The following is a 22,171-nucleotide window of genomic DNA, read 5'->3' on the forward strand; positions in this document are numbered from 1 at the left end:
ACAGGTCAGGGCATAAGGGTGGTGACGAGCGTCTCCTGGAGACCGCCGAGCCACAGATACGCCATCACCATCGGCTTGCGCGGGTCCTCGTCCGGCAACCGGTACAGCTCGTCGGCGTCGTCCTCGTCGGCGACCTCGAGCCGGGAGCCGATCGCCAGGCGCAGGTCGTTCAGGGCGCCGAGCCACTGCTCGCACTCCCCGCGCGACAGCTTGAGCACGCCGCCCTCCCGGCTCACCGAGGTCAGCGCGTCCAGGGTGTGGATCACCGCCAGGGCGTTCTCGCGTTTGCGGGCGCGCAGGTCGTTCTCGGTGAAGCGGCGGAACTCGGCGGAATGGGCGCGCAACTCATCGGCCTCACCGGGCGTGACGGGCTCGCTGCCCGGGTCGCCGTACGCGTCCGGGAACAGCCGGCGCAGCACCGGGTCGGCGGGCGGTTCGCTCGGGCCCTCGGCGAACAGCTCCGCGAGCGGATCCTCGGGGGCGTCCTCGGCGGGGCCCGGCCCGATGAGTTCCAGCAGCTGTACGGCCAGCGAGCGGATGATCGAGATCTCGACGTCGTCGAGGGCGACGGCCGCGCCGCCGCCGGGGAGCGGTTCGAAGTGTCCTGACATGAAGGGAGGTCGCTACTTCCGGTCCTGCTGGAGGGTGGCCCACAAGCCGTAGCCGTGCATCGCCTGCACGTCGCGTTCCATCTCCTCGCGCGTGCCGCTGGAGACGACCGCCCGGCCCTTGTGGTGGACGTCGAGCATGAGCTTGGTGGCCTTGTCCTTGGAATAGCCGAAGTACGTCTGGAAGACGTACGTCACATAGCTCATGAGGTTGACCGGGTCGTTGTGGACGATCGTGACCCAGGGGACGTCGGGCTCGGGTACGGCGAACTCTTCCTCCGCCGACTGCGTTCGTTCGATCTCTACGGGAGCGGGTGACGTCACAAGCCCCATGCTGCCACCCGAGGGGGGGCGTCGCACAAACGGGCACCTCCACCCGGCCCGCAAATCGTCAGACTGACGAGATGAGGAGTACGATCGACTGTCCCAGGCACTTGTGGCACCGATGGGTGCACCCGAACAGTCGTGTGTGAGGAGAGCTTTGGTGGGCGTTGCGGATCTTGGGTTGCCGGTGGACGTTCCCTCGACGGCGCTCTTCACCGACCACTACGAGCTGACGATGCTGCAGGCCGCCCTCAGGGCGGGCACCGCCGAGCGGCGCTCGGTCTTCGAGGTCTTCACCCGGCGGCTGCCCGACGGCCGCCGCTACGGCGTGGTGGCCGGTACCGGGCGCGTCCTGGACGCGGTGGAGAACTTCCGCTTCGACGCGGGCGTCCTCGGCTTCCTGCGCGAGCGCCGGGTCGTCGACGAGGAGACGCTGGACTGGCTCGCCGGGTATCGCTTCAGCGGCGACATCTGGGGCTACCCGGAGGGCGAGGTGTACTTCCCCGGCTCCCCGATCATGCGGGTCGAGGGCTCCTTCGCCGAGTGCGTGCTGCTGGAGACCGTCGTCCTGTCGATCCTCAACCACGACTCGGCCGTCGCGGCCGCCGCCTCGCGCATGGCCTCCGCCGCCGGGGGCCGGCCGCTGATCGAGATGGGTGCCCGGCGCACCCACGAGCTGGCCGCCGTGGCCGCCTCCCGCGCCGCGTACGTCGGCGGCTTCACCACCACCTCGGACCTGGCGGCCGGCTTCCGGTACGGCATTCCGACGGTCGGGACGTCCGCGCACGCCTTCACGCTGCTGCACGACAGCGAGCGGGACGCCTTCCGGGCACAGGTGGAGTCGCTGGGGCGGGGCACCACACTGCTCGTGGACACCTACGACGTCACGGAGGCCGTCCGGCTGGCCGTCGAGGTGGCCGGGCCCGAGCTGGGTGCCGTGCGCATCGACTCGGGCGACCTGCTGCTGGTCGCGCACCGGGTGCGGCAGCAGCTGGACGCGCTGGGCGCCTCCCACGCGAAGATCATCGTGACCTCGGACCTGGACGAGTACGCCATCGCCTCGCTTGCGGCGGCGCCCGTGGACGCGTACGGCGTGGGCACCCGGCTGGTGACGGGATCCGGGCACCCGACCTGCTCGATGGTCTACAAGCTGGTCGCCCGCGCCGAGTCGGCGGACCCGAAGGCGCCGCTGGTGCCGGTGGCGAAGAAGTCGACCGGCGGCAAGACGTCCGTCGGCGGGCGCAAGTGGGCGGCGCGGCGGCTGGACGAGCACGGGGTGGCCGAGGCCGAGGTCGTCGGCGTCGGGCCGGTGCCGGACGGGCTGGCGGACCGGCAGCTGCTGGTGCAGCTGGTCAAGGGGGGCGAGGTGATCTCCCGGGAGCCGCTGGACGTCGTCCGCGACCGGCACGCGGCCGCCCGCGCCAACCTGCCGATGTCGGCGACGCAGCTGTCGCACGGGGAGCCGGTGATCCCGACCGAGTACGTCTGACGCCTCGCTGTTGACGCGCCGGGAGGACCATGGAGGAAGGGGCGGACCGCGGCTTCGGCCGCTGCTCGCCTGAGGGCGCAAGAACGGACGACGGGCGGGTATGCGACGGCAACGCACCCCGCGCACCCGGCCGACCGCCCGATGCCCTCTCCCGCCCGGTCCCCGAAGTCTCTAGGCTCGGTAGGTCATGTAGTTCACGGACGGCCGGGCCCGCACCCTCCACACCCGAACCGCTGCCAAGCCGAAGGACACCGACCATGCGCCGCGCCTTGATCGTCGTAGACGTGCAGAACGACTTCTGTGAGGGTGGCAGCCTCGCGGTGGCCGGGGGTGCCGATGTGGCCGCCGCGATCACCGAGCTGATCGGGCAGGCTCCCGCCGGGTACCGCCATGTGGTGGCCACCCGGGACCACCACATCGCCCCCGGGGGCCACTTCGCCGACAACCCCGACTACGTCCACTCGTGGCCCGCACACTGCGTGGCGGGCACGGAGGGTGTGGGCTTCCACCCGAACTTCGCCCCGGCGGTCGCCTCCGGCGCGGTCGACGCCGTGTTCGACAAGGGGGCGTACTCGGCGGCGTACAGCGGGTTCGAGGGAGTCGACGAGAACGGGGTCGTGCTCGGGGACTGGCTGCGGGAGCGGGAGATCGACGAGGTGGACGTGGTGGGGATCGCCACGGACCACTGCGTGCGCGCCACCGCGCTCGACGCGGTGCGCCAGGGCTTCCGCACGCAGGTCCTGCTGGACCTGACGGCCGGGGTGGCCGAGGAGACCACGGAGCGCGCGCTGGAGGAGCTCCGGGAGGCGGGCGTGGAGCTGTCCGGCAAGCCGGTGGTGTCCTGACCCCCGCCGCGCCCCGCACCCGCGTCCCCCGGCTCCCGCGCGCCTCAGCGGGTCACGGCTGGGCCGTCCGTCTCAGCAGGGACCTGATCGGGTGCCACAGCTCGACCGACAGGTCCTGTGCCGCGGTGTCCGGGGCCGTGCGCCATATCAGGCCGTCGGGGTGGTGCAGGACCGCCGTGACCTCGTCCGGGGACGGCGGGGCCGCGTTGCCGCGCAGGTAGACCGAGCGCAGACCCAGGTTGCGCAGACGCGTCAGGGCACGGGCGCGGTTCTGGGCGTGGACCAGGACGCGCACCGAACCGGCGCCCGAACCCGGGCTGGGCAGGTTCAGAGCCACCACCACACTGCCGTGCGGCAGCTTGCAGAATCCTCCTGCGGCCATGCGCGTCATACCCCCGTGAGACCTGGTGTCAATAAGAGAGCCACAGCAGGCACCTAAACACGATCGGCGGCCGCCCGCCAAGGGGCTGCCGCCGATACGCTTCTGACCTGCGGAAATGCCGACTACTTCACCGCGGGTCCGACTTCCAGCTCGACCGTCGAGCCGTTCACGCCCTGCTTGACGATCTCGATCTTGGTGTTGGTGTCAGTGATCTTGACCCCGGCCGCCGGGTTCGACGCGTCGTAGTAGGTGCTGGTGTGGTCGTTGAAGACCGACACACCCTTCGACGACTTGATCTTCGTCGCGACGCCCTCCTTGTGCAGGGTGATGCCGTCGGTGCGCTCCAGGCTGAAGGGTGAGTCGTAGGCCTGGATGCGGTTGCGCATCAGCGTGCCGTCGGACCACTTCAGCGGGGTGGGGTGCGAGTCGATCGGCAGGATCAGGCCGGTGCCGGCGTGGTCCTTGGTGTTGTCGTCCGCCTGGGAGGTGTCCCACTTCCAGATCAGCAGGCCGTTCTGGTACGGGTAGTGCTCCACCCAGTCCGGACGGGCCGGCGCGAAGCCGAAGTTGTACGGGCCGACCTTGAGGGTCTTGTCGTACGACACGTACTGGCGGTTCTCGGCGATGTAGTACTGCTTGTAGTCCTTGGTGAAGGACGCGCCGATGCGGGAGAAGCCGTTCGCGGTCCAAGCGGCGTCCGCGCTCTCGGCGTTGTCCGAGAAGAACACCGAACTGTCGGCGGTCAGCGTGATCTCGTCGGCCGCGAAGCCCTTCAGGGCCACACCGCCGTCCGTCTGGTAGCGGAAGCGGAGCTGGATCTTCTTGCCCGCGTAGGCGTCGAGGGGGTACGAGAGCTTCTTGTAGCCGTCGACCGTGCCGGTCAGGGCGGGGGTGTTGCTGGCGTCACGCGGGATGGCCTGGCCGTCCACCGTGCCGTCCAGCGCGGTCCAGTTGGCACCGCCGTCGGTCGACACCTCGGTGTAGAGGTAGTCGTAGCCCGCCTCGATGTCGTAGTAGCCGTCGAGGGTCAGTGTGGCCGAGGACTTGCCGGTGAGGTCCACGGAACGGGTCAGCGTGTTCTTCAGGTCGTTGCCGCTGCCGCTCCACCACTGGGTCGAGCCCTGCGCGGGGGTGACGACCTGGGTGGTGACCGCCTTGTCGGGCAGGTTGACCACCAGCGCCTGCCGGTACTTGGTGTTGTACTCGGCGACGCCCAGCTTGTGCCAGGACTTGATGCCGGCCTTCGCGGTGTCGTAGTTGAGCCAGCCCAGCTGGAGCTTGTCCCAGGCGTTCATGTCGCCGGGGAGGTCGCCGATGGCCTCCTTGCCGGTGCCCAGCCAGGAGCCGGAGGACATGAGCGTCCAGAAGCCGGTGGAGTTCTCGCCGCCGTTGGTGTCGTACTCGTCCGGCAGGCCGAGGTCGTGGCCGTACTCGTGGGCGTAGACGCCCAGACCGCCGTTCTCCGGCTGGATGGTGTAGTCGCCGACCCAGATGCCGCTGTCGCCGATCTGCGTGCCGCCGAGCTTGTTGCCCGCCGGGCCGGTGGCGCCGGCGTCGGTGCCGAAGGCGTACCAGCGGTGGGCCCAGATCGCGTCGGTGCCCTGGACGCCGCCGCCCGCGGACTCGTCCTCACCGGCGTGCACGATCTGGAAGTGGTCGATGTAGCCGTCGGGCTCGTTGAAGTTGCCGTCGCCGTCGTGGTCGTAGCGGTCCCACTGGTCGAACCGCGCCAGGTCCGCCTTGATGTCCGCGTCGGACTTGCCGGCCGCCTTCTGCTGGGCGACCCAGGCGCTCACGCCGTCGCTGACGACGTTCCACACGCTCGGGCAGTTGGTGGAGCCGCAGGCGTTGTTGCCGTAACGGGCCTCGTTGTACGGGACCTTGACCCAGTCGGCGACCTCGCCGTCCACCGAGTAGCGGCCCGAGGACTGCTTCTCGTAGTACTTCTTCACCGACTCGACGTTGCTGCCGGTGCCGAAGTACAGGTCCTGGAAGTGCTTCTGGTTGTAGTCCTTCTGCCAGGCCGTCGAGTTGTCCTTCGTACGGTCCGGCGCGGCTATCTGGTTGTGCAGGGGGCCCGCCGTGCCGCCGAAGTTGGGGTCGGCCTTGTCGCCGAACTCGACCAGGATGGTGAAGATCTTGTCGGTCTTCTCCCGGCTCAGCTCGACGTACTTGGGGTCGCCCTTCTTGCTCTTGAGCTCGACGACCTTCGAGCCGTTGCGCTCCTTGGCCTGGGCCTTGCCGGATATGACCTGGTTGAGGGCCTCCTGGCGCTGGGCCTCCTGGGTCTTGCTCAGCGGGCCGTCGAGGTCGTGCTCCTGCTGCTTCACCGGCGCCGGATCGTGCCGGGTGGCGGCAGCGGCCTCGGCGGTGGTGCTCGCCTCCGCGACGGCGAAGGTGGAGAACGTGGCGGAGGCCGCCGCGAGCGCGACGCCTATCGCGGCCGCTCTGAACGTCCAGGGTCTGCTGGTCACTTGAGTTCCTCCCCCGCGCCAGGGCGCACGGAAGGGGGTCCTGGTCATGGAGGGGCCCGTGCGCACCGATCAACGCGTGTAGTCAAGTGACGACATTTGACCGGAGGTTTACAAGAAAAAACAGACCTTGACTTGGACAGGTCAAGTGCATTAACGGGACGAGATGTTCGCTATACGAACGAGCACGGTCGGCATAATCCCCCGTCAACCGGCGCGCGCACGTGTCCAGTTGCTGGAACGCATGACTCCGTGCGCCCCTTGTGCTTCGGAACCGTGGGTTAGGTCACGCTTACCAGCCGTTCCACTCGGGCATGGTGGCGAATAGAGTCGGCGGGTGGAGCGCCGGAATGGCGGCGGTTTGCCCTGTCGACACCGTTGTCATTCCCGCGATTCCGTGGTTGTACGTCCAAGTGCCCTGTTTTTGCCCGCAGTTGTCCGCATTCTCCCCCATCACGAGAGGCACGGGGGGAGTCCCCACCCCGAGGAATGGCCATGCCTCGTCCGAACGCCGCACAGCTCGCCTACGGTTCCTGCACCGTGATCTTCTCCACCCTCGCCATGCTGTTGCTGTCACAGACGAGTTCGGGCCTGGGGATCGCCGTGATCGCCCTGTCGGCGCTCGCGCTCGGCCTGCTCGTCGCCGTGACGGTACCGCTGCCGAAGTCCGCGCCGGCCGCCGCGGAGCGGCCCGCCACGCGGCAGTACGCGCCGGCGGGGCGCCCGACGGCGTCGGTCGGATCCACCGCGGCCACCGAGCCCGTCCGGGAGACGGCGAACCCCTGAACCGTGCGCGCGTACGCACAACTTCACATCGAGCACTCGAACCGGCGGGCCCGTGATGCACGGGCCCGCCGGTTCATGCGTACGCCACCGCCCTCTCTCAGACCGCCGTGCTGACCTCCACCGTCCTCGCCGCCTTGTCGTGCAGCCCCTGTTTGTAGGGCCGGTCGAAGAAGCTCCAGCCGCCGCAGATCGCGGTCCACACGCAGGCGCAGCAGAAGGCGAACGGCAGCCACAGCACCAAGGCGCGGATCAGGGACGCCTGGAGGGACGGGTTCGAGCCGTCGTCGAGGTTGGCCACGCGCATGTTCAGCAGCCTCTTGCCGAGCGTCTGCCCGGTTCTGCTGATCAGGATCGTGTCGTAGGCCGTGTAGAGCACGGCCGCGATCACTGACTGGCCGAGGGACTTGCCGGTGTCGACCTTGGTGGCCTCGACGTTGTACTCGACCGTGTGGAACGCCCAGGACAGCAGCCAGACGACCACGCCGACGAGGATCATGTCGATGATCCGCGCGAGGACGCGCTTGCCGCTGTCGGCGAGCGGGGGCATACCGGCGAGCGGGTCGGTGCCGTCGTAGGGGCCCTGCGGGCCCCCGCCGCCGTACGGGCCGCCTCCGCCGTACGGGCCACCGCCCTCGGGGCCACCACCGCCGTACGGGCCACCGCCCTCGTGAGGACCGCCCGGGTGGGGAGGGGGTGTGCCGTACGGGGGGCTGCCGTCGGACGGTCGGCCGCCCGGTGGTTCCCCGCCGGGTGGTTCGCCCCCGGGAGGGGGCTCGCCGCCGGGAGGCTCGCCGTGGGGCGGTCGGCCGCCGGGAGGGGGCTCGCCGTGGGGCGGCTCACCGCCGGGCGCGGACGCACCAGCCTGCGCAGGTCTGCCGCCGAGCCGTACGGCCGCGGGCGTGAGGGACGCGGCCCGGCGGCCGGGCGGTGGTGCCTCGCCGGGCGCCGAGCCACTGCCGGGCCCGGGCGGTGCCGGGTCGCCGGCAGACGGTCGCCGGTCGGGGTCCGGGGCGTCTCCTCGGCCGGGGGGTGGCGGTTCGGTGCTCATGGCCCGAGTCGACCGCGAACCCTCCGGCTCCGCATCCCTACAGGTCCGTCCGGGTCAGCCCGCCACGAACGTGTGGGCGGCCTTGTCGTGCCAGCACTGGCGCCACGGGCGGTCGAACACGCACCACAGGACGCCGACCACGCCCACGACGAGCACACCGGGGACGCTGTAGACCAGCCAGCGGCGCAGGGCCTGGCCGAAGGTCGGGGGCTCGTGGGCCTCGATGTCCCGTACCTCCAGACCGCAGACCTTCTTGCCCAGGGTGCGCCCCCACTTGGCGGTCGGCAGCGCCTCGTAGAGGACCCCGAAGCCCAGCAGCACGGCGAGCACGATCGCGAGGTAGACCGACGTCGTGCCGTCGAGCAGCCAGACCGTGACGGTCTGCCCGGACAGCTTCGCCGCGTCGATCTTGCCGTTGATGTGGTCGATCGCCTTCGTGCCGAGCGGTACCGCGGCCGCGCCCGTGACCGCCGCCAGGACCAGGGTGTCGAGCAGCCGCGCCGCGAGCCGCTTGCCGAGTCCCGCGGGCCGGGCCGCCGCCTGTGCCCGGGCGGCGGCCTGGAACGGGTCCTCCACCGGCGGCTTCCAGGGTGCGACGGGCCGGTCGCCCTCGGGACCCGGGCTCGCCAGCTGGTGCACCTGCTGCGCCCAGGAGGGCTGGCCGCCGCCGGGGCCGCTGGTCAGGGGCGTGGCGACCGGCGCCGTCTGCTGCGGGGGCACCCCCGCCGCGGGCCTCGCAGGCGCAGGGACGGACGGCTGCTGCGGTGCCGGGACGGGGCTCGGGGCCTCCGGGTCCAGGCCCAGCGCCTGACGGGCCGCGGCCTGGGTGCTCGTCGGGCGCGCGGCGCCGGGCTGCGCCGCACCGGGGCCGGTGCCGGCACCGGCCGCCGCCGTGCCTGTGCCCTGCTCCCCCGGCCGCGGGGAGACCGCGCGGAACTTCATGGTGCCCTCGGAGGGGGCGGGTTCGTCGGTACCGGCGGTGCCCTCCGGGCGCGCAGGCCGGCGGAGCGCCGTCGTGCCGGGTGAGCCCGGGGACTCCTCGGGGTCGGCAGCCGGCAGCCGCGGGTCCGCGGCCTGGGCGGCGCCCCAGGACACCCGGCGGTCCTGCTCGCCACCGAAGCCGGACTGCTGGGAGCGGTCGGCGCCCCAGGCCGGGGCGGGCCCCGGGTGGCCGTCGGCCTCGGCGCCGCGATCGGGTTCACCGACCGGGTCCTCGTCGAAGAAGTGCGGCCCGGTCTCCTCCACCGAGGGCTGCGCGGGGCGCGCGCCCGCCGGCGGGGAGAGCGGCTCGCCGTCGGTGGGAGCCGGCCGGCTGGTGCCCGGGACCCAGGAGACACCGTTCCAGTACCGGACATATCCGGGAATGGAGGGGTCCGGGTAGTAGCCTTCGCGGGGCCTGTCGTCGCCGGGTGCCGGGGTTGGGGCGCTCATGTCCGTCGTCCCGTATCTGCTCGGGGGGTCGTGTGAGGCTCCACATCTATCAGAAGTGTGCAGGCGGCATTGCCGGTCCGCCGGTACCCACCCCTTTCCGGGCGACACCGTGCACGCCCTTCACACGCTCGGGACACACCCCGAAAGAGATTCTCCGAACCCGTGTGGTCGTCCCGCGCCGCCTGCCCTGCGGCTGGTTCCGCCGGGCTCCGGGTCCGGGCGGCTCGGCCTCGGCGGCGGCCTGGCCGCCCGCCCCGCTCGCCCCGGCCCCTGCCGACGACGGGTGAGGCGGCTGGGCCGAACGGGTCAGAACAGCTTGCCCGGGTTGAGGATCCCCAGCGGGTCGAAGACCTGTTTGACGGCCCGTTGCATCTCCACGCCCACCGGGCCGATCTCGCGCGCCAGCCACTCCTTCTTCAGGACGCCGACGCCGTGCTCGCCGGTGATCGTGCCGCCGAGTCGCAGGCCGAGGGCCATGATCTCGTCGAAGGACTCGCGGGCGCGCCGGGACTCGTCGGGGTCCTGCGCGTCGAAGCAGACGGTCGGATGGGTGTTGCCGTCCCCGGCGTGGGCGCAGACGCCGATGGTGAGCTGGTACTTCTCGGCGATCCGCTCGACCCCGTCGAGCATCTCACCGAGCTTGGAGCGGGGCACGCACACGTCGTCGATCATCGTGGTGCCCTTGACGGCCTCGAGCGCGGTGAGCGACAACCGCCGCGCCTGCAGCAGCAGTTCGGACTCGGCCGCGTCGTCGGTCGGTACGACCTGGGTGGCGCCCGCGGCCTCGCACAGGGCGCCGACGGCGGCGAGGTCGGCGGCCGGGTCCGGGGTGTCGAAGGCGGCGAGGAGCAGCGCTTCGGTGCTCTCCGGGAGGCCCATGTGGGCGAGGGCGTTGACGGCCTTGACGGTCGTACGGTCCATGAGTTCGAGGAGCGACGGTACGTGCCCTCCCGCCATGATCCGGCACACGGCGTCACAGGCGGCCGCCGCGGAGGCGAACTCGGCTGCCAGGACGAGCTGCCGGGGCGGCTGCGGCTTCAGTGCGAGGATCGCCCGTACGACGATGCCGAGGGAGCCCTCGGAGCCCACGAAGAGCCGGGTGAGGTCGTACCCGGCGACCCCCTTGGCCGTACGGCGGCCGGTGGACATCAGGCGTCCGTCGGCGAGGACGACGTCGAGGCCGAGGACGTACTCGGCCGTCACCCCGTACTTCACGCAGCACAGGCCGCCGGAGGCGGTGCCGATGTTGCCGCCGATGGTGCACATCTCCCAGCTGGAGGGGTCCGGCGGGTAGTACAGGCCGTGTTCGTGCACCGCGCGGGAGAGCGCGGCGTTGACGACGCCGGGTTCGACGACGGCGATGCGGTCGACCGGGTTGATCTCCAGGATCCGGTCCATCTTGGTCAGGGAGAGCACGATGCAGCCGTCCGAGGCGTTGGCCGCGCCCGACAGGCCGGTGCGGGCGCCCTGCGGGACGACCGGGACGCGCAGTTCGGTGGCCGTCCGCATGACGTGCTGGACCTCTTCGACGGTGCGCGGCAGCACGACCACGGCCGGGGTGCCGGCCGCGCAGAAGCTCGCCATGTCGTTCGCGTACGAGGCCGTGACGTCGGGGTCGGTCAGGACGGCCTCGGCCGGCAGGCCGGCCTTGAGGCGGTCGAGGAGGTTGCCGGTGACTTCGTCGCGCGGGGCTTCGATACGGCTCATGATCACAGCGTCGCACCGAGGGGCGGCGGTGGGAAGCCCGGAGCGCGCCAGGAGGGCCTGGAGGGAGCACCAGGGGGGCGCTCCCTCCGGGGACGGTTTCCAGGGCGGGCCCGGGGACGTCCCAAGGGCGGCCTACAGGTTGCCGCGCTTGGCCTGCTCGCGCTCGATCGCCTCGAACAGGGCCTTGAAGTTGCCCTTGCCGAAGCCCATGGAGCCGTGGCGCTCGATGATCTCGAAGAAGACCGTCGGGCGGTCCTGGACCGGCTTGGTGAAGATCTGCAACAGGTAGCCGTCCTCGTCGCGGTCGGCGAGGATCTTCAGCTCGCGCAGGGTCTCGACGGGGACCCGGGTGTCGCCGACCCACTCGCCGAGGGTGTCGTAGTACGAGTCAGGGGTGTCGAGGAACTCCACACCGGCCGCCCGCATGGTGCGGACCGTCCGCACGATGTCGTTGGTGTTGAGCGCGATGTGCTGGACGCCGGGACCGCCGTAGAACTCCAGGTACTCGTCGATCTGGGACTTCTTCTTGGCGACGGCGGGCTCGTTGATCGGGAACTTGACCTTGAGCGTGCCGTCGGCGACCACCTTGGACATCAGGGCGCTGTACTCGGTGGCGATGTCGTCGCCCACGAACTCCTTCATGTTCGTGAAGCCCATGACCTTGTTGTAGAACTCCACCCATTCGTTCATGCGGCCGAGTTCCACGTTGCCGACACAGTGGTCGATGGCCTGGAAGGTGCGGTGGGCGGGCGGCTCGACGATCGGGTCGGCGGCGACGTAGCCGGGCAGGTAGGGGCCGTCGTAGCCGGAGCGCTCGACCAGGGTGTGGCGGGTCTCGCCGTAGGTGGCGATCGCGGCGAGGACGACGGTGCCGTACTCGTCCTTCAGCTCGTACGGCTCGGCGACGGAGCGGGCGCCGTGCTCGAGGGCGTACGCGTACGCGGCGCGGGCGTCGGGGACCTCGATGGCGAGGTCGACCACGCCGTCGCCGTGCTCGGCCACGTGCTGGGCGAGGAAGTGGCCCCAGGTGGTGGCGGGCTTGATGACGGAGGTGAGGACGAAACGGGCGGAGCCGTTCTCCAGGACGTAGCTCGCGGTCTCACGGCTGCCGTTCTCGGGTCCGGAGTACGCCACGAGCCGCATGCCGAAGGCGGTGGAGTAGTAGTGCGCGGCCTGCTTGGCGTTGCCGACGGCGAAGACGACCGCGTCCATTCCCTTCACCGGGAAGGGGTCGGCCTCGCGCGCGGTGTCAGGGGCGTGGTGTGTGGTCTGCGTCATAGCGGCAGCCTCGCCCGGCTCCGCATTGTGCGCAATAGTTTGCTTTCCGGCTGGGCAATCTGCCCAGTGAACAGCCCGTGTCGCCGGGCGTTCTGTACAGGATGACCATCGAGGAGCACGGCATGGCGATCGATCATCTGGACGCCCGGCTCATCGTGCTGCTGGCCCGGGAACCGCGCATCGGGGTGCTGGAGATGTCCCGGCGGCTCGGAGTGGCGCGCGGTACGGTCCAGGCGCGCCTTGACCGGTTGCAGGCGAACGGAGTGGTCCGCGGCTTCGGCCCGGAGGTGGACCCCGCGGCGCTCGGCTACCCGGTCACGGCGTTCGCGACCCTCCAGATCCGCCAGGGCCAGGGCGCGGACGTACGGGCCCACCTGGCGACGGTGCCGGAGGTCCTGGAGCTGCACACGACGACGGGCAGCGGCGACATGCTGTGCCGCCTGGTGGCCCGCTCGAACGCGGACCTGCAACGGGTCATCGACCGGGTGGTCGGCTTCGAGGGCATCGTCCGCGCCTCCACGGCGATCGTGATGGAGAACCCGGTACCGCTGCGGGTGATCCCGTTGGTGGAGCAGGCGGCGCGGGACCGGGAGGAGACCTGAGCGGGGCTGACCGGTGCAGTCACCCGCCGGAGTGGGCCGGGTCCGCCGTGGCGCGGAGCACCGGGTCGTTGCGCAGCCTGACGAAGGTGACGAGCAGGGTCACCGCCTGTAGTACGGCGCACGCCCCGATGACGTCGGTCAGATACGGCGGTGGGGTGACGGCGAGCAGGATGCCCGCCACCGGGAAGGGCAGCAGCAGGAGCAGGATCGTCAGGGAAAGCGTCGTGCCGAAGGCCGCGGGCGGGATGATCAACGAGCGCAGCGTGCGCAGCACTACGGTGAGCCCGCCGTCGGCGGCCATGAAGAGGGCCACGAGGGCCGTGTAGCTGAGGTAGGAGGGGGCCTGCGGCACGGCGAGGCAGGCGGCGGACGCTACGGTCGCACTGATCACGCCGACCCCCCACAGGCCCAGCCGGTCGAGCGCGAACCGGCAGCAGGTGACCGCGACCAGCGTGGCGGCGGCGGCGACCGACCAGAGCGTGCCGACGGCGGCCGGGGACCGGCCGAAGTGGCCCTCCACGAGGACGGGGCCGGCCGACTGCAGCAGGCCGAGCGCCAGGTTCGAGCAGGCGAGACCGGCCACGAGCCGCCGCAGGGAGGGCAGGGAACGCAGCGTCCGCCACCCTTCCCGCATGCCTCCGCGGCGTCCCTGTCCGCCGTGGCGTGCCGCACGCAGGGGTGTGGGCGGGGTCTGCAGGGCGAGGCCGGCGGAGAGGAAGGACAGCACGCTCAGGCACGCGAGCATGCGGGTCGGCCCGGTCAGGAGCAGGACGCCGCCCAGGGCGGGTCCGACGAGGGTGGCCGTCTGGTCGATGCCGATCAGCACCGGCTGCACCTTGTGGGAGCGTCCCTCGACGCGACGGCCGACGATGGCGCCCACCGCCTCGTTGGCGATGAAGCTGAACTGGGTGAGGGCACCGGTCACGGCGGCCAGTGCCATGACCGTGGCGGTCTCGGCCGTCCCCCGCGGCAGCATCACCAGCACGACGGCGGCGCCCGCCACCAGCAGGGCACGGGTGAGCGAGGCGAGAAAGCACACGATCGCCGCGCCGCTGCGGTCCACCAGGTCACCGGCGAATCCGAAGGCGGCCACCCGGGGTATCCACTCCAGCGCGAAGGCCAGGCCGGTCAGGGACGCGGAGCCGGTGGTCGCCAGCACGACGAGCGGCATGGCGTAGGTCGCCATGGAGTAGGCGAGCGCGTCGCAGGCGCGCGGCGCGTAGACCCGCCGGAACAGGCTGCCGGTGGGCACCGCGGCATGCCGGCCGGCCGGCTGGATCTCGTACAGGGAGACGGTCACGAAGTGAGGGGACTTTCAGTGAGCGGGTGCACGGACGGACGGCCGGAGCGTTCCCCGCCGGTCAAGCGGACGAGGGCGCTTCAGCCATTTCGGCCATGGGCATGACACAGCGCTGGGTCACGGGGAACTCCGCTCGGAAACGGGAGCCGAAGACAGGCAAAGACCGCGCCGGCAGGCCATGTTGAGGCGTTAACTACGGCGCGGTAACAAGATAGCGGAAGAGATCGCTCCCGCAGAGCCCCCGGGTTGCGTCGATTGGCTCGGGGTTTCGCGTCCCGGCCCGCCGGGGTCGTCGAGGTTCCCCGGGACCGTCGGCCGATCCCCCCAGGGCCGTCGACCGATCCCCCGGGGTCGTCGACCAGTCCTCGTGGTCACGGCGCTCGTCGCGCGCGGCTTCCTCAGCGAACAGCTGCGCGCCGTGCAGTGAGTCCGTGGCCTAGCAGCTCGGGACCGAGCCGTTCGCCTTCTCGAGGGACACCAGGGCGTCGATCGCGCTCTTGAGGGTGGTCACCGGGACCAGGCGCAGGCCCTTGGGCAGTTCGGCCTTCGCGTCGGCGCACTCCGCCCTCGGGACCAGGAAGACGGTCGCGCCGTCGCGCTTGGCGGCCTGCGTCTTGAGGGCCACTCCACCCACCGGGCCGACCTGGCCCGAGGGGTCGATCGTGCCCGTACCGGCGATCGTGCGGCCGCCCGTGAGGTCGCCGCCCGTGCCGTTGCCGTTCAGCTTGTCGATGATGCCGAGGGTGAACAGCAGCCCCGCGCTGGGGCCGCCGACGTCCGCGAGCTTCAGCGTGACCTTCACCTTCTCGTCACTGAGGTGCAGATACGACAGGGCCGCGCGGGTCGCCGCGTCCTGGGACTGCTTCATCTGCTCGGTGTTGTGCTGCTCGATCTCCTTGACCGTGTCGCCGCTCGGGTAGACCGCGTCGCGCGGCATCACCGCGCGGTCCGTGCGGAACCAGCCGTCGATCACATCGCCGAGTGAGACCTGCGCGTCGGGTCCCGTCGCCACGATCGTCGTCATCCGCAGCTGGCCGGCCGTCCTGCGGGTCGGCGCCCCGTTGATCGTGATCACCGCGGTGCCCTGGTTCTCGCCCAGCACGTTCGCGGTCATGCCGGGCTGCGCCACGGCGAACGGCAGCGGCGCGAGCACCGCCGTGGCGAGCAGAGCCACGACGGGCAGGGCGCAGACGGTGGCGGCCTTGGGACGGGAGAGGCGAGAGAGCACGGGATCAATCTAACGCGACGGCCACATTCGGCCAGGCGGCGGTCGGGCCCCCGGTCCTCGCTCAGGCCGCGTCAGACCCGCGTCAGACCCACGTCAGACCCGCGTCAGAGCCGCGTCAGGCCGTGTAGAGGTCCCTCCTTCCCGTCGAGAAGCGCCGTAGTGCCTCCGGCAGCGGTTCCACACCGATCCCGGGCGCGGACGGGACCGGCAGATGGCCGTCCTCCAGGACGAACGGCTCGGTGATGTCCTCCGCGAAGTAGCGGGCCGACGCCGAGGTGTCGCCCGGGAGCGTGAAGCCGGGCAGTGCGGCCAGGGCGAGGTTCGGCGCGCGGCCGATGCCCGTCTCCAGCATGCCGCCGCACCACACCGGCACCCCGTGCGCGTGCGCCACGTCGTGCACCCGCCGGGCCTCCAGGTAGCCCCCGACCCGCGCGGGCTTGACGTTCACCACGCGGCAGGCGTCCATGGCGATCGCGGAGGCGGTGTCGCGGGCGTTGTGCAGGGATTCGTCCAGACAGACCGGCGTGGCCAGGCGCTGCTGGAGCCGGGCGTGGGCGTACAGGTTGTTCTCGTCCAGCGGCTCCTCGATCAGCAGCAGCCCGAACTCGTCCAGCCGCCGCAGGTGTTCGGCGTCGGCGAGCGTGTACGCCGTGTTCGCGTCGACCTGGAGCGGCAGCGCGTCCCCGAACCGCTCGCGCACGGCCCGTACGGGCTCGAGGTCCCAGCCCGGCTCGATCTTCAGCTTGATGCGGACGTACCCCTCGGCCAGGTAGCGCTCGACGTCGTCCAGCAGTTCGGGCACGGAATCCTTGATGCCGACCGACACCCCGGCCGGTACCCGGTCCCGTACCGCCCCCAGGTAGGTCGCGAGCGGCATGCCGTGCGCGCGCAGCTCGGCGTCCAGGACCGCCGTCTCCAGCGCCGCCTTCGCCAGCTCGTGCCCCTTGACCTGCGCCAGGGCCGGGGCGAGCGCGGCCGTCGTCAGCCGCGGCAGGGCGGCGGCGCGCGGCAGCAGGAAGTCCCGCAGGACGATCTCGGCCCCGGCGACGAACTCGGAGCAGTAGCGCGGCTCCGGGTCGGCCGCGAACTCCGACCAGCCCTCGGCGGCGTCCGTGACGACGTGCAGCAGGAAGGTGTCCTTGGTGGTCATCGTCCCGAAGGAGGTGCGAAACGGGGTCACGAGCGGGATCGCCACATGGACGGTCTCGACGCGTTCGAGCTTCATGCCGGCGGTTCCTCCTCGCGGGTGAGCGTTCGGCTGAGCGTGTACCAGCCGTCCCTGGACATGCCCGTCGCCGTGAACCCCTCGGCGAAGGCCCCGGTGAAGACGTCGCGGACGGCGTGCCGCCAGCGCAGGGCCAGAGCGGGGTCGGCGGCGCGCAGGGCCACGATGTCGTCCGGTACGCGGCACCACACCTGCCGGTCGTCGCGGGAGCGGCGGGCGAGCGGGGCGCCGTCGGGGGCGAGGTGGGTGACGGGTGCGGCGGCGCGGTCGCCGGTCTCGCGCCCCTCGCGGGGCGCCGTCAGGTCCCAGGTCACCGTGAGCCGGTCGCTCTCGTCGCCCTCGTTCACGCCGTCGGCCATCCGGCCGTAGAAGTCGACCAGGTACTCGGTGCCCGTCGCGCCCAGCTTGACCAGGTTGAAGCGGGCGTTGCGGCCCACCAGCGGGTCGAACGTCCAGCGCAGGGTGCGCGCGCCGCGCTCTAGGAGCCAGCTGCGCTGCGCCTGCTTCACGGCGTACCCGACGCCCCGGTCGGCCGCCGCCACCAGGGAGTACGCGTCCACGGACGCCGGCGGGCCGAAGACGGCGACGCAGGCCCCGGCGAGCCGGCCCCCGTCCAGGGTGTACGCGGCGTGCACAGCGCCGCCCGCGTGCACCAGGCTGTGCATCACCTCGGCGGGCAGCGGCGGGGCCTGCCGCGGGGTCCGCCAGACGTCGCTGAAGAAGCCCGCCACGGCGGCGATACCGGTCACGTCGTGCACGGTGCGCACGGTGACCCCCGCCGCGCAGGCGGCGTGGTCGGCGTCGACCGCGTGGGGGTGTACGGGTGGTCGGTCCGTCTCTGCAGTCATGACACGAGTGTCGAAGGAGTGGCGGGCGTCGGCGTTGTGGAGAAGGACAACGTGCGCGTAGGTTGCTGAGGGGATCGGACAAGCACCCGGGGGCACTGCCATGGACGTCCGCACGCTCGGCGACTTGCTGGACGTCGTCGGCGAACCCTCGCTGCGCCTGCGCACCGCCCCCGCCGGGCTGACCGCGCCCGTCACCGAGGCACTGCTCCACGACCCCCACACCCCGCTCCCCCGCGCCCCGGGCGCCCTGCTGCTCGCGGTGGGCGTGCCGCCCCGGGCCGCCGGGCCGCTGGTGCGGGCAGCGGCGGAGGCCGGGATGACCGGCGTCGTCGTACGGGGTGAGGACGGGCCGGTCGCCGAGGCGGAGGCGGCCGGAGTCGCCCTGCTCGGCGTGGACGAGGACGCGGCCTGGCACCAGGTGCACCTGCTGCTGGCGTCGGCGCTCGCCGCGCGCCCGGCGGCCGGGAGCGGTGGGGACACGCGGGGGGAGCTGTTCGCGCTGGCCGACGCGGTAGCGGCGGCCGTCGGCGGGGCCACCGCGATCGAGGACCCGGGGCAGCGGATCCTCGCCTACTCGACGGTTCCCGGGCAGGCCACGGACGAGGACCGCCGCCAGGGCATCCTCGGCCTGAAGGTGCCGGAGATCCCGGACAACGCCGAGCAGTACCGGACCGTCCTCTCCGCCCCCGGCCCGGTACGGCTGCCGGCTCTCGCGGGGGCGCTGCCACGGCTCGCCGTCGCGGTACGCGCCGGCGGCGAGACCCTCGGGTCCCTGTGGGTGGTGGACGACGGCCGGCTCGCACCCGACGCCGAGGAGGCGCTGGCGCGGGGAGCGTCCACGGCGGCCCTGCTCCTGCTGCGGGCGCGTGCCGCGCGGGAACTGGCCCGGCACCAGGACGGCGCCCTGCTGCGCCGCGTCCTCGACGGCACCGCCGACCCGGCCGCCGCCGCCCACCGGCTGGGGCTCCAGGCCGTACGGGTCGCCGCGTTCGTCCTGGACTCCGACTCCACGGTGTCCGCGCCGTCAGCCCCGTCGGCACCGTCGGCACCGGATGACGAGCAGACCACGCTCCGGCTGCTGGACCTCGTACGGCTCCAGTGCGAGGCGCGGTACGGGCGGCACACGTGCGTGCTGGTCGACGGGGTGGTGTACGCGCTGCTGCCCGCTTCCGGGGAGCGTGGTGGTGCGCGGCACGTGCGGCTGGCGGAGGACATCGTGCGTCGGGCGGGGCGGGCGCTGCGGGTGCCGGTGCGGGCGGGGCTCGGGGAGGTGGTGCCCTCCCTTGCCGAGGCGGCCGCCTCCCGGCAGGACGCGGACCTGGTGCTGCGGGTGCTCGGGCCGGAGCAGCCGGTGGCGTCCGTGCGGCAGGTGCGGGCCCGGATCACGCTGCTACGGCTCGCAGAAGTGATGCGGGGCAGACGGGAGTTGGCCGCGGGCGCATGGGAGGAGGTCGTGGCGTACGACGTCGGACACGGCACGGAGTACGCGGCCACCCTGCTCGCGTGGCTGGAGGCGGGGTGCGATGTGGGGGGTGCGGCGGAACGGCTCGCCGTGCATCCGAACACGTGCCGGTACCGGCTGCGTCAGGTGCGGCGGCAGCTCGGGGTGGACCTGGACGACGCGGACGAACGGCTGGCGCTGTGGGTGCAGTTGAGGGTTCTGAACCGTTGAGGGTGTCGAACAGCCGAGGGTCCTGGACAGCCGAGGGTTCTGAACGCCGAGGTTCCTGGACAGCCGAGGATTCTGAACGCCGGCGGTCCTGGACAGCCGAGGCTTCTGAAAGCCGAGGGTCCTGGACAGCCGGCGTTCAGCGCAGTGCCTCCGCCACCTCCCGCGCCGCGTCCACCACCCGGGGGCCCACCCGCTCCGGTACCGAGTCCGCCAGCATCACGACGCCCACGCTGCCCTCGACCCCGGTCACCCCTATCAGCGGTGCCGCGGCCCCGCAGGCCCCCGCCTCCAGCTCACCGTGCGTGAGCGTGTACCCGGGCTCGGCGATGGGCTGCCGGCGGGCGGCGAGTATCGCTCGGCCCGCGGCTCCCCGGTCGAGGGGGTGCCGGAACCCGGCACGGTACGCCACGTGGTAGTCGGTCCACGAAGGCTCGACCACCGCGACGGCCAGCGCCTCCGCGCCGTCGACGAGCGTGAGGTGCGCGGTCGCCCCTATGTCCTCGGCCAGGGACCGCAGCGCGGGCAGCGCGGCCTCCCGCACCAGCGGATGCACCTGGCGGCCCAGGCGCAGTACGCCCAGCCCGACCCGGGCGCGGCCACCCAGGTCGCGGCGTACGAGGGAGTGCTGCTCCAGCGTGGCCAACAACCGGTACACCACAGTCCGGTTCACGCCCAGTTTGTGGGAGAGCTCGGTGACGGTCAGCCCGTGGTCGGTGTCGGCGAGCAGCTTGAGGACCCTGAGGCCCCGGTCGAGCGTCTGGGAAGTCTCCGCGGTCACGACGCCCACTCCTTAGTGGTGAGGTCGACGGCCCTCTTCGCGGCGGATGCGACGCCGAGTCCCGTCGGCGACGCGCTTCAGAGGCCGCCGATCGGCTGGCGGCCCGGGCGGCTCCCGGACTCTGTCGCTTCACGGCTGCGCTCCGCGGCGGCGCTGCCACGGGGCGTGTGCGTAGCGGGACAGTAGCGAGCCGGTTCGCTCAGCGGAAGGCTCCGTCCAGAATCCGGTCAGTGGCCGGTGGGGAGTGGTTCGTTTTGCGGAGATACGTCCCCTCGCCAACTGGTCCCCGGTCCTCCCGGTCCTCTCTGCTGACTCGGCGAGGGTGGGGGTCACTTCATCCGCGTGGCCCACTCCTGGACCTTCGCGATCCGCTGCCGCAACTGCCCGGCCGTGCACTCCGCGCTCGGCGGGCCCCCGCACACCCGCCTCAACTCGTTGTGGATCACGCCGTGCGGCTTCCCGCTCTGATGGACGTACGCCCCGACCATCGTGTTCAGCTGCCGACGCAGCTCCATCAGTTCCTTGTGCGTGACCACGGGCCGCCGTTCCGCGGGCAGTTCCAGCAGGTCGGCCTCCGCGTCCGGCTTCTTGCGGCTGTGCGCGATCTGCCGGGCCTGCCGCTTCTGCAGCAGCAACTGCACCTGTTCCGGCTCGAGAAGCCCCGGGATGCCGAGGTAGTCCTGCTCCTCCTCGCTGCCCGGGTGCGCCTGCATGCCGAACTCGGCGCCGTTGTACATGACCCGGTCGAAGACGGCGTCGGACTCCAGCGCCTCGAACGGCAGCATGTCCTGCTCGCCGGTGTCCTCGTCCTTCTCCCGGTTCGCCTCCTCCATCTCCTTCTCGGACTCGGCGTAGGGGTCTTCGGCCTCGCCGTCCTTCTTCGGCTTGTCGAGGACGTGGTCGCGTTCCCTCTCCATCTCGTTGGCGAAGGAGAGCAGGTCGGGCACGGTCGGCAGGAACACGGACGCGGTCTCGCCGCGCCGCCGGGACCGTACGAAACGGCCGACGGCCTGGGCGAAGAAGAGAGGTGTCGAGATCGTGGTCGCGTACACCCCGACCGCGAGCCGGGGCACGTCGACGCCCTCGGACACCATCCTGACCGCGACCATCCACCGGTCGTCGTTGTTGCTGAACTCGTCGATCCGGTCGGAGGCACCGGCGTCGTCGGACAGCACGAGGGTCGCCTTGTGCCCGGTGATCTCGCGGATCAGCTTGGCGTAGGCGCGGGCCGAGTCCTGGTCGGAGGCGATGACGAGGGCGCCCGCGTCCGGGATGGACTTGCGGACCTCGGTCAGCCGCTGGTCGGCGGCGCGCAGCACGCTCGGCATCCACTCGCCGCGCGGGTCGAGCGCGGTGCGCCAGGCCTGGCTGATGGCGTCCTTGGTCATGGGCTCGCCCAGCCGGGCGGCGATCTCGTCGCCCGCCTTGGTGCGCCAGCGCATGTTGCCGCTGTAGGAGAGGAAGATGACCGGCCGCACGACGCCGTCGGCGAGCGCGGAGCCGTAGCCGTAGGTGTAGTCGGCGGCCGAGCGCCGGATCCCGTCCGCCCCCTCCTCGTACGTCACGAACGGGATGGGGTTGGTGTCGGACCGGAACGGCGTGCCTGTCAGGGCGAGTCGGCGGGTCGCCGGCTCGAACGCCTCCAGGCACGCCTCGCCCCAGGACTTGGAGTCGCCCGCGTGGTGGATCTCGTCGAGGATGACGAGGGTCTTGCGCTGCTCGACGCGGTTGCGGTGCAGCATGGGCCGCACGCCGACGCCGGCGTAGGTGACGGCGACGCCGTGGTACTCCCGGCCGAGGGGGCCGGCGCTGTACTCGGGGTCGAGCCTGATCCCTATCCGCGCGGCGGCCTCCGCCCACTGCTTCTTCAGGTGCTCGGTCGGCGCGACCACGGTCACCTGCTGCACCACGTGATGGTGCAGCAACCAGGACGCGAGCGTCAGGGCGAACGTCGTCTTACCGGCGCCGGGGGTGGCGACGGCGAGGAAGTCACGCGGCTGCTCCTGGACGTACTTCTCCATCGCCCCCTGCTGCCAGGCACGCAGCTTGCCGGCGGTGCCCCAGGGGGCGCGGCCGGGGAAGGCGGGCGAGAGGTGGTGGGAGTGCGAGGAACTGGAGCTGGCGGCGGCGGTGGTACTCACGGTCTCCG

General features: G+C 71.8%; 18 protein-coding genes and 1 pseudogene. 5 read left to right on the plus strand and 14 right to left on the minus strand.

Going from position 1 to position 22,171, the window contains the following annotated elements:
- Positions 1-5: 5 nt before the first annotated feature.
- Together SY2F82_RS04935 and clpS are read right to left on the minus strand one after the other, a co-directional pair.
- Complete coding sequence (locus SY2F82_RS04935; protein WP_200417651.1) at positions 6-611, minus strand: DUF2017 domain-containing protein; 606 nt, start codon at positions 609-611, stop codon at positions 6-8.
- A 12-nt stretch (positions 612-623) separates the two neighbouring features.
- On the minus strand, positions 624-941 hold the full coding sequence (gene clpS, locus SY2F82_RS04940) for an ATP-dependent Clp protease adapter ClpS (protein ID WP_200417652.1): 318 nt from the start codon (positions 939-941) through the stop codon (positions 624-626).
- Positions 942-1,092: 151 nt separating this feature from the next.
- Between clpS and SY2F82_RS04945 the strand changes: the two genes are divergently transcribed.
- Both SY2F82_RS04945 and SY2F82_RS04950 read left to right on the plus strand, forming a co-directional pair.
- Positions 1,093-2,421 (plus strand): nicotinate phosphoribosyltransferase, encoded by a 1,329-nt coding sequence (locus SY2F82_RS04945; protein WP_200417653.1) that lies wholly within the window; start codon positions 1,093-1,095, stop codon positions 2,419-2,421.
- A gap of 257 nt (positions 2,422-2,678) precedes the next feature.
- Entirely contained in the window at positions 2,679-3,266 is a 588-nt protein-coding gene (locus tag SY2F82_RS04950; protein WP_200417654.1) for an isochorismatase family protein, read from the plus strand.
- Between the two features lie 52 nt (positions 3,267-3,318).
- On the opposite strand, the gene SY2F82_RS04955 is transcribed toward SY2F82_RS04950, so the two are convergent.
- The gene (locus SY2F82_RS04955; protein WP_200417655.1) at positions 3,319-3,648 is read right to left on the minus strand and encodes a hypothetical protein; all 330 of its coding nucleotides are present in this window, start codon (positions 3,646-3,648) and stop codon (positions 3,319-3,321) included.
- Between the two features lie 122 nt (positions 3,649-3,770).
- A complete protein-coding gene (locus tag SY2F82_RS04960) occupies positions 3,771-6,122 on the minus strand; it encodes an immune inhibitor A domain-containing protein (RefSeq protein ID WP_200417656.1) in 2,352 nt (783 codons plus the stop codon).
- 492 nt (positions 6,123-6,614) lie between these two features.
- On the opposite strand from SY2F82_RS04960, the gene SY2F82_RS04965 reads away from it, so the two are divergent.
- Positions 6,615-6,905, plus strand: coding sequence for a hypothetical protein (locus SY2F82_RS04965; RefSeq protein ID WP_200417657.1), 291 nt, complete (start codon positions 6,615-6,617; stop codon positions 6,903-6,905).
- A gap of 97 nt (positions 6,906-7,002) precedes the next feature.
- Here the strand turns inward: SY2F82_RS04965 and SY2F82_RS04970 are convergent.
- The 4 genes and pseudogenes from SY2F82_RS04970 to hppD all read right to left on the minus strand — a co-directional run.
- Positions 7,003-7,710, minus strand: a pseudogene (locus SY2F82_RS04970) (RDD family protein); the annotation flags it as partial.
- 297 nt (positions 7,711-8,007) lie between these two features.
- Positions 8,008-9,384, minus strand: a complete 1,377-nt coding sequence (locus SY2F82_RS04975; RefSeq protein ID WP_200417659.1) for an RDD family protein — start codon at positions 9,382-9,384, stop codon at positions 8,008-8,010.
- Between the two features lie 306 nt (positions 9,385-9,690).
- Entirely contained in the window at positions 9,691-11,097 is a 1,407-nt protein-coding gene (locus tag SY2F82_RS04980; RefSeq protein WP_200417660.1) for an FAD-binding oxidoreductase, read from the minus strand.
- A gap of 126 nt (positions 11,098-11,223) precedes the next feature.
- Positions 11,224-12,369: a 4-hydroxyphenylpyruvate dioxygenase gene (hppD, locus tag SY2F82_RS04985; protein WP_200417661.1), complete on the minus strand. Its 1,146-nt coding sequence runs from the start codon at positions 12,367-12,369 to the stop codon at positions 11,224-11,226.
- A gap of 122 nt (positions 12,370-12,491) precedes the next feature.
- Between hppD and SY2F82_RS04990 the strand changes: the two genes are divergently transcribed.
- Positions 12,492-12,971: an Lrp/AsnC family transcriptional regulator gene (locus SY2F82_RS04990; RefSeq protein WP_200417662.1), complete on the plus strand. Its 480-nt coding sequence runs from the start codon at positions 12,492-12,494 to the stop codon at positions 12,969-12,971.
- Between the two features lie 19 nt (positions 12,972-12,990).
- On the opposite strand, the gene SY2F82_RS04995 is transcribed toward SY2F82_RS04990, so the two are convergent.
- The 4 genes from SY2F82_RS04995 to SY2F82_RS05010 form a co-directional block, all read right to left on the minus strand.
- On the minus strand, positions 12,991-14,271 hold the full coding sequence (locus tag SY2F82_RS04995) for an MFS transporter (protein WP_200417663.1): 1,281 nt from the start codon (positions 14,269-14,271) through the stop codon (positions 12,991-12,993).
- Between the two features lie 436 nt (positions 14,272-14,707).
- On the minus strand, positions 14,708-15,499 hold the full coding sequence (locus SY2F82_RS05000; protein ID WP_200417664.1) for a S16 family serine protease: 792 nt from the start codon (positions 15,497-15,499) through the stop codon (positions 14,708-14,710).
- Between the two features lie 115 nt (positions 15,500-15,614).
- Positions 15,615-16,724, minus strand: coding sequence for an o-succinylbenzoate synthase (gene menC, locus SY2F82_RS05005; RefSeq protein WP_200417665.1), 1,110 nt, complete (start codon positions 16,722-16,724; stop codon positions 15,615-15,617).
- A complete protein-coding gene (locus SY2F82_RS05010) occupies positions 16,721-17,572 on the minus strand; it encodes a chorismate synthase (RefSeq protein ID WP_236041146.1) in 852 nt (283 codons plus the stop codon). The genes menC and SY2F82_RS05010 overlap by 4 nt, the downstream gene beginning before the upstream one ends.
- Positions 17,573-17,672: 100 nt before the next feature.
- Between SY2F82_RS05010 and SY2F82_RS05015 the strand changes: the two genes are divergently transcribed.
- Complete coding sequence (locus tag SY2F82_RS05015) at positions 17,673-19,244, plus strand: CdaR family transcriptional regulator (protein ID WP_200417666.1); 1,572 nt, start codon at positions 17,673-17,675, stop codon at positions 19,242-19,244.
- Between the two features lie 136 nt (positions 19,245-19,380).
- Here the strand turns inward: SY2F82_RS05015 and SY2F82_RS05020 are convergent, their stop codons facing one another.
- Complete coding sequence (locus tag SY2F82_RS05020; protein ID WP_200417667.1) at positions 19,381-20,022, minus strand: IclR family transcriptional regulator; 642 nt, start codon at positions 20,020-20,022, stop codon at positions 19,381-19,383.
- A 329-nt stretch (positions 20,023-20,351) separates the two neighbouring features.
- The gene (locus SY2F82_RS05025) at positions 20,352-22,163 is read right to left on the minus strand and encodes a DEAD/DEAH box helicase (RefSeq protein WP_200417668.1); all 1,812 of its coding nucleotides are present in this window, start codon (positions 22,161-22,163) and stop codon (positions 20,352-20,354) included.
- Positions 22,164-22,171 lie beyond the last annotated feature (8 nt).

The organism is Streptomyces sp. Y2F8-2 (assembly GCF_014905555.1).
Classification (GTDB): Bacteria; Actinomycetota; Actinomycetes; order Streptomycetales; family Streptomycetaceae; genus Streptomyces; species Streptomyces cynarae.